Below are 7445 nucleotides of genomic sequence, written 5' to 3' on the forward strand. Positions count from 1 at the left end.
TCTCTCCATAGAATCAGCAGCGCAGGTTAATACTGCATGAGCTATGACTGACTCTGCCCTTGACTTTGAGTTTATATATGGAAGGATAAACGCGTAAGAGCTGAATAACGCTCGGCATTACCAATATTAGGGAGAAGCTATCGAATTAACCAATGTATCAGTGGGTAGAAAGATTAACCTAGTACCCGAACGATAATTCTGCTATAATAAAGCTATGAATAAAGTAATCGGTTTGACAGGTGGAATAGCTTCTGGGAAATCAACAGTGGTTGATTTTTTGCGTTCTCAGGGTTATCTTATTATTGATGCAGATCAAGTAGTGCGAGAACTACAGGCACCTGGAGGGCTGCTCTATCAAGCAATCATGCAAGAGTTTGGCGGCACGTATTTTGATGAAAAAGGACTTTTGAATCGTCGAAAGTTAGGAGATTTAGTTTTCTCAAATGACGAAGCGCGGGAAAAACTCGCACATTTGCAAAATCACATCATTCGCCAAGAGATTTATGACAGACGTAAAGCTCTACTCAGCAAAGATAAATCAGGGAAAGCACTTTTTATGGATATTCCTTTGCTTATTGAGCAAGGCTATGATGGTTTTGATGAAATCTGGTTAGTAGCGGTGCCTGAGGAAGTTCAGATTGAACGCATCATGACAAGAGATAAGATGACAGAAGCAGAAGCGAAAGCACGTATTCGAGCCCAAATGCCTTTGTCAGAAAAGAAAAAATATGCGACACGCATTATTGACAGTTCGGGAAAAATTTCAGAAACAAATGAAAAAATTCGCGAACTCTTAAAAACGATAGAAATAGAAAAGAGGAATTGACACGAGTAAGTCAGCTAAAAATAAAAATGTAAATTGGAAACAAAATTTATGGGTGACATGGATTGGATGTTTTATTGTGGGTTCATCCTTTTCTTTAGTGATGCCTTTTTTACCACTCTATATCCAAAGTTTAGGTGTCACCGGAGCCAATGTGGAGTTATTCTCTGGATTAGCTTTTGCTTCGACAGCCTTGGTATCCGGTCTAGTAGCTCCAATGTGGGGGAAACTTGCGGATAAATATGGCCGAAAACCGATGATGGTGAGAGCTTCTTTTGCTATGACCTTTACAATGTCTGCTATAGCTTTCTCACATCAGATGGGCGGTTATTGGTGGCTTCTCCTCATGCGGAGCCTCATGGGCTTCTTCTCTGGCTTTATCCCCAACTCAACGGCGATGATTGCCTCCCAAGCACCGAAAGAACGCTCAGGTTATGCTCTGGGGATTTTATCTACTGCCATGATTACAGGCACTCTGATTGGTCCTTCTATAGGAGGTCTACTTGCGCAGTGGTTTGGAATGGCCAATGTCTTTCTTATCGTTGGTGCACTTTTAGCCTTGGCGACTCTTTTGACGGTTTTCTTTGTTCATGAAAACTTTGAACCTGTAGCTAAAAGTGAAATGCTTTCTACAAAAGAAATTATCAGCCGTGTAGGGGATAAACACATCCTTTTTGGCTTGCTGATTACCAGCTTTATTATTCAAGTAACGACACAATCTATAGAACCCTTTGTCACCTTGTATATCAAGACATTGTCAACAAATACAAATAATTTGATGTTTATTTCTGGTCTTATCGTTTCAGCTGTTGGCCTTTCAGCTATGATATCATCAAGTACTCTAGGAAAATTGGGAGACAAATATGGGGCGCATCGTTTAATCTTGCTTGGCTTAGTTTTTAGCTTCGCCATGTATTTGCCAATGGCCTTTGTACAGACACCTTTACAACTTGGTTTGCTGCGATTTATGCTTGGCTTTGGTACAGGAGCACTTATGCCTTCCGTGAATTCACTTTTAGCAAAGATTACTCCAAAAGAAGGCGTCTCGCGGATTTTTGCCTACAACCAAATGTTCTCTAACTTTGGGGTGGTTGTAGGTCCGATTCTTGGTTCAGCTATTGCGGGATGGGTTTCCTACCGTATGGCTTTTGTCGTAACAAGCCTCTTTGTCGTGCTTAATTTCTTCTGGTCTCTGATTAATTTCCGGAAATACCTAAGAAAACGGAGTATAGTAGAATGAGAGTAAAAATAACATTAGCTTGCACAATCTGTAAAAGTAAAAACTACATAAGCAGTAAAAATAAAAGCAACCATCCAGAAAAGGTAGAGACAATGAAGTTTTGCCCAAAAGAGCGGATGGTAACTCTACATCGTGAGATATAAACTTTATAAGTCAAGTTTTGACCTCATACTTTTAAAAGAATTGCACATCTCTAAAAATGATTTTGGAAAAATGTTATAATAAAAAATGTTAAAAATAATAGAAATGAAATGATAACCTAAAATGAAAGATGGATTGAAGAAAGCAAACTTCCTGAATTATTCTATTTTGATTCCTTATCTGATTATGTCAGCTATAGGACTTGTAATGGTTTTTTCAGCAACAGTTCCCTATCAGCTGGCGCGAGGTCTTTCGCCTTATAGGATGGCAATCAGTCAGGGCGCTTTTATGCTCCTAAGTTTTGTTGCTATTGCTGTTATTTATCGTATGAAGCTTCGTGCGCTTAAAAGCAGAAAAATGATTGGCTGGGTTCTTTTCCTGCTGATTGCTTCTATGATTTATGCACGAGTTGGACCGGGAACATATGCCAATGGTGCTCATGGTTGGATTCCGATTCCAGGAGTTGGGACCATTCAGCCAGCCGAATATGCAAAGTTTTTTGTCGTCTGGTATCTGGCTTCTGTTTTTTCAGAAAAGCAGGAAGAAATTTATGAAAAAGATATTTCAGCGGTCTTCAAAGGACAAACCATCTGGCAAAAGGTGTTTGGAGGCTGGCGCTTTTGGATATTCTTAATGCTGGGCATCTTGCTCTTAATGCCTGATATAGGTAATGCGACAATTATGGCTTTGATTACAGCAGTAATGGTTGCTTCTAGTGGCATTTCTTGGCGCTGGTTTAGTGGCTATGGGAAGATGCTGTTAACAGCTGTCGTCGCTTTTATCATTTATCTCTACGCAGTCGGGGGAGATGTTATACCAGGGCACTATGTCAATGCTCGCTTTAAAGCAATGGTTAATCCCTTTTCGGGTTTATCCACTTATGGACATCAACTTGCTAACTCTTATTATGCTGTGAGCAATGGAGGCTGGTTTGGGCGCGGTCTAGGTAACTCGATTGAAAAAAATGGATATCTGCCAGAAGCTCATACAGATTTTATCTTTTCGATTGTCATTGAAGAGTTGGGCCTGATTGGGGGGATTATCGTCTTGGGTGTATTGTTCTTCATGATTGCACGCATCCTACAAGTCGGTATCCGCGCAAAAAATGCCTTTAATTCGCTCATTTGTATTGGGATTGGCTCGACCCTTTTAATTTCAGTATTTATCAACATTGGTGGAGCTTTTGGAATCATTCCTGAAACAGGAGTAACTTTTCCCTTCTTGTCACAAGGTGGCTCTTCTTTCCTTGTCTTGTCGCTGGGGATTGCCTTTGTTCTAAATATTTCAGCAGATGAGAAGCGGAGAGAAGTAAGAGAACTTTCAAGTACATATGTTAGAAATACTTAATGTTAAGTGAAATGCTAGAGTCAAAAAGCTAATAAAATTAGCTTTTTTTATAAAATTTGTATGTTGTGAAAATTCTTAATTTGGTTGCTGATGCTTTATAACACTCTATGTGTATAACGTTCTGAAGTGGGGCGTTCAAATGCTTGCCTCAGCAAGAAACACATCATTTTTCTTACGGCAAGACGTAACATACTTGTAATGTCGTGGCGTGTGGGGTAAAATAGTACTTTAGAGGCTATAAAATATCATCAACCATATTAAATAACACACAACATAACATATAGGGAATTAAAGATAGGGGATTATATGAAAAAATTGCTCGTTGCCAACCGTGGTGAAATTGCCATCCGTGTTTTTCGTGCCTGTAATGAACTTGGGCTGTCCACTGTGGCCATCTATGCAAAAGAGGATGAATATTCTGTACATCGCTTTAAAGCAGACGAAGCATATCTGGTCGGGCAGGGTAAAAAACCGATAGATGCGTATCTTGATGCAGATGACATCATTCGTATTGCTCTAGATGCAGGAGCGGATGCAATTCACCCAGGATACGGTTTGCTTTCTGAAAACTTAGAATTTGCGACAAAGGTCCGTGAAGCTGGCTTAGTTTTTGTGGGGCCAGATTTAAAACACTTGGATATTTTTGGCGATAAAATTAAAGCTAAGAAAGCAGCGGATTTGGCGCAAATTCAAGGTATTCCAGGGACTGATGGCGCTGTCGATTTGGATGGGGCCCTTGCCTTTGCTGAAAGCTACGGTTACCCTGTCATGATAAAAGCAGCTCTCGGTGGCGGCGGACGTGGAATGCGTGTTGCTCGCAACGATGAAGAAATGCGTGACGGTTATGCACGTGCCAAGTCAGAAGCCCAAACAGCCTTTGGATCAGCAGAAATTTATGTTGAAAAATATATTGAAAATCCGAAGCATATCGAAGTACAGATTTTGGGAGATACGCATGGCAATATTGTTCACCTCCACGAGCGAGATTGTTCTGTACAACGCCGAAATCAAAAAGTTATTGAAATTGCTCCAGCGGTAGGGCTAAGACCAGAATTTCGTGAGGAGATTTGTCAAGCGGCTGTCCAACTTTGTAAAGCAGTCGGCTATGTCAACGCGGGTACAGTCGAGTTTTTGGTAAAAGATGAGGAATTTTACTTTATCGAAGTAAATCCACGTGTGCAAGTTGAACATACGGTTACGGAGATGATTACAGGCGTTGATATTGTTATAGCGCAAATCCTTATCGCACAAGGTAAAGATATTCACCGTGACATTAAAATCCCAGCGCAAGAAGAAATTCCATGTTTAGGTGCGGCTCTTCAATGTCGTATTACAACTGAAGATCCTGAGAATAACTTTCTCCCAGATACCGGTAAAATCAATACCTATCGTTCACCAGGCGGTTTTGGTGTGCGCTTAGACGTAGGGAATGCTTATGCTGGTTACGAAGTGACACCTTATTTTGACAGTCTCTTAGTAAAAGTATGTACCCATGCGACTAATTTTGAAGATGCTGTGCATAAAATGCAGCGTGTATTAAGAGAGTTCCGAATTCGTGGTGTGAAAACAAATATACCTTTCTTGGAAAATGTGATTGAAGATGAACAATTTACGAGCGGTCAAGCGACAACAACCTTCATTGACACCACACCTCAGCTTTTTAACTTCTCACACAAACGTAACCGTGGAACAAAAATCTTGAAGTATATCTCGAATATTACGGTCAATGGTTTTCCGGGAATTGATAAAACAGAAAAGCGTTATTTTGACCAAGCAAGACAGCCTAAAATTGAGCAGTCTGACCGTCCAACGACTAAACATATTCTTGACAAAGAGGGAGCTGAAGCAGTGGTTGACTTTGTCAAAGCTTCCGATGAAGTGCTTCTTACAGATACAACTTTTCGTGACGCTCACCAAAGTCTTTTAGCAACGCGCTTACGCCTTCAAGACATGAAAGGCATCGCGACAGCTGTTGACCAAGGGCTTTCTGACTTGTTCTCTGTTGAGATGTGGGGCGGTGCGACTTTTGATGTAGCCTACCGTTTCTTGAATGAATCTCCTTGGTATCGCCTGCGAAAACTTCGTGAGCAAATGCCCAATACACTTTTCCAGATGTTATTCCGTGGTTCAAACGCTGTCGGCTATCAAAATTATCCAGATAATGTCATTCAGGAGTTTATCCGCAAAGCAGCAGCAGAAGGTATTGACGTTTTCCGTATCTTTGACAGTCTCAACTGGCTACCGCAGATGGAAAAGTCCATTCAAACCGTGCGGGACACAGGAAAGATAGCAGAAGCAACCATCTGTTATACAGGGGATATCCTAGATAAAACACGTCCAAAATATGATATAAAATATTACAAAGATTTGGCTAGGGAGTTGGAAGCTACAGGTGCACATATCTTGGCTATTAAAGATATGGCTGGTGTATTGAAACCTCAAGCTGCTTATGCTCTTATATCAGAGCTGAAAGAAACAGTAGATTTACCGATTCATCTGCATACGCATGATACAGCAGGAAACGGCATCATTACCTATTCAGGCGCAATTAAAGCGGGCGTTGATATTGTGGATGTGGCCACTGCTTCGCTTGCTGGTGGTACTTCACAGCCATCTATGCAATCACTTTATTATGCCTTGGAACATGGTGGGCGTCATGCGGCACTCAATATTGCTAATGCAGAACAGATTGACCATTATTGGGAAGACACACGCCGATATTATGCGCCTTTTGAAGCAGGAATTACCAGTCCTAAGACGGAAGTTTATAGGCACGAGATGCCAGGAGGACAATATACCAATCTTAAGGCGCAGGCTGCCGCTGTAGGACTTGAAGCACGTTTTGATGAAGTCAAGGCTATGTATAGCAAAGTGAATATGATGTTTGGCGATATTATCAAGGTCACACCAAGTTCGAAAGTTGTTGGAGATATGGCGCTCTTTATGGTACAAAACGACCTTACTGAAGAAGATGTCTACGCTAAGGGAGAGGAGCTGAATTTCCCAGAGTCAGTCGTATCTTTCTTCCGGGGAGATCTTGGTCAACCTGTGGGAGGATTCCCAGAAAAGTTACAGTCTCTTATTTTGAAAAATAAAAAGGCATTGACAGACCGCCCAGGGCTCCATGCTCCAGCGGTTGACTTTGCTCAAGTGCAGAAAGAGCTATCAGAAAAGCTGGGCTATCCAGCGGAAGAACATGAGCTTTTAAGTTATATCATGTATCCGCAAGTTTTCTTGGATTACCAAAAAATGCAAGATGCTTTTGGATCAGTAACATTGCTTGACACTGAAACCTTCTTGCATGGTATGCGCATGGGCGAACAAATCGAGGTACAGATAGAAAAAGGAAAAACCTTGATTATCCGCCTCGATGAGATTGGTGAACCAGATATCTCCGGAAACCGTGTCCTCTTCTTTAACCTTAACGGTCAAAGAAGAGAGATTAGTGTCAATGATCATTCGATTAAGACACAAGTTGTAGCGAAACGCAAAGCAGACAGCACAGATTTTCATCAGATAGGTGCAACGATGCCTGGCTCTGTTTTAGATATCTTGGTTAAGGAAGGTGAACAAGTTAAAAAAGGCCAAGCACTTATGGTTACTGAGGCGATGAAGATGGAAACAACAATCGAAGCACCGTTTGATGCTAAGGTCAAAGCCATCCATGTCCTTTCTGGCGAAGCCATACAAACTAAGGACCTCCTTATCGAATTAGCCTAATAAAAATTTAATAGAGAAATATCTAAATACCATGACTTCCATGGGACGGATTTTTAGAATCCATCACATGGAGGTTTTTTTATTTTTTATCCACTTTTCAGGCACGGACTACGGAAGTTGAGAGCAAGGTCAAGTGAAAGACTTCCCCGCTTTCTCATCAAACACTCATTTCAT

Annotated in this window: 5 protein-coding genes; all 5 read left to right on the top strand. The window is 41.1% G+C overall.

Features of this window, described 5'->3' with window-relative positions:
* Nucleotides 1-214: 214 nt before the first annotated feature.
* The 5 genes from coaE to B4H39_RS07065 all read left to right on the top strand — a co-directional run bounded on the left by coaE (nucleotide 215) and on the right by B4H39_RS07065 (nucleotide 7271).
* Complete coding sequence (gene coaE, locus B4H39_RS07045; protein WP_251423238.1) at nucleotides 215-826, top strand: dephospho-CoA kinase; 612 nt, start codon at nucleotides 215-217, stop codon at nucleotides 824-826.
* Nucleotides 827-878: 52 nt separating this feature from the next.
* Nucleotides 879-2063, top strand: a complete 1185-nt coding sequence (locus B4H39_RS07050) for a multidrug efflux MFS transporter (protein ID WP_277612228.1) — start codon at nucleotides 879-881, stop codon at nucleotides 2061-2063.
* Entirely contained in the window at nucleotides 2060-2206 is a 147-nt protein-coding gene (gene rpmG, locus B4H39_RS07055; protein WP_202230706.1) for a 50S ribosomal protein L33, read from the top strand. The genes B4H39_RS07050 and rpmG overlap by 4 nt, the downstream gene beginning before the upstream one ends.
* Before the next feature lie 121 nt (nucleotides 2207-2327).
* On the top strand, nucleotides 2328-3551 hold the full coding sequence (locus B4H39_RS07060; RefSeq protein WP_202230704.1) for an FtsW/RodA/SpoVE family cell cycle protein: 1224 nt from the start codon (nucleotides 2328-2330) through the stop codon (nucleotides 3549-3551).
* A 306-nt stretch (nucleotides 3552-3857) separates the two neighbouring features.
* Nucleotides 3858-7271: a pyruvate carboxylase gene (locus tag B4H39_RS07065; RefSeq protein ID WP_251423235.1), complete on the top strand. Its 3414-nt coding sequence runs from the start codon at nucleotides 3858-3860 to the stop codon at nucleotides 7269-7271.
* The last annotated feature ends 174 nt before the right edge of the window (nucleotides 7272-7445 follow it).

It is taken from the genome of Lactococcus sp. UBA7128 (genome assembly GCF_002492185.1).
Lineage (GTDB): Bacteria > Bacillota > Bacilli > Lactobacillales > Streptococcaceae > Lactococcus > Lactococcus muris.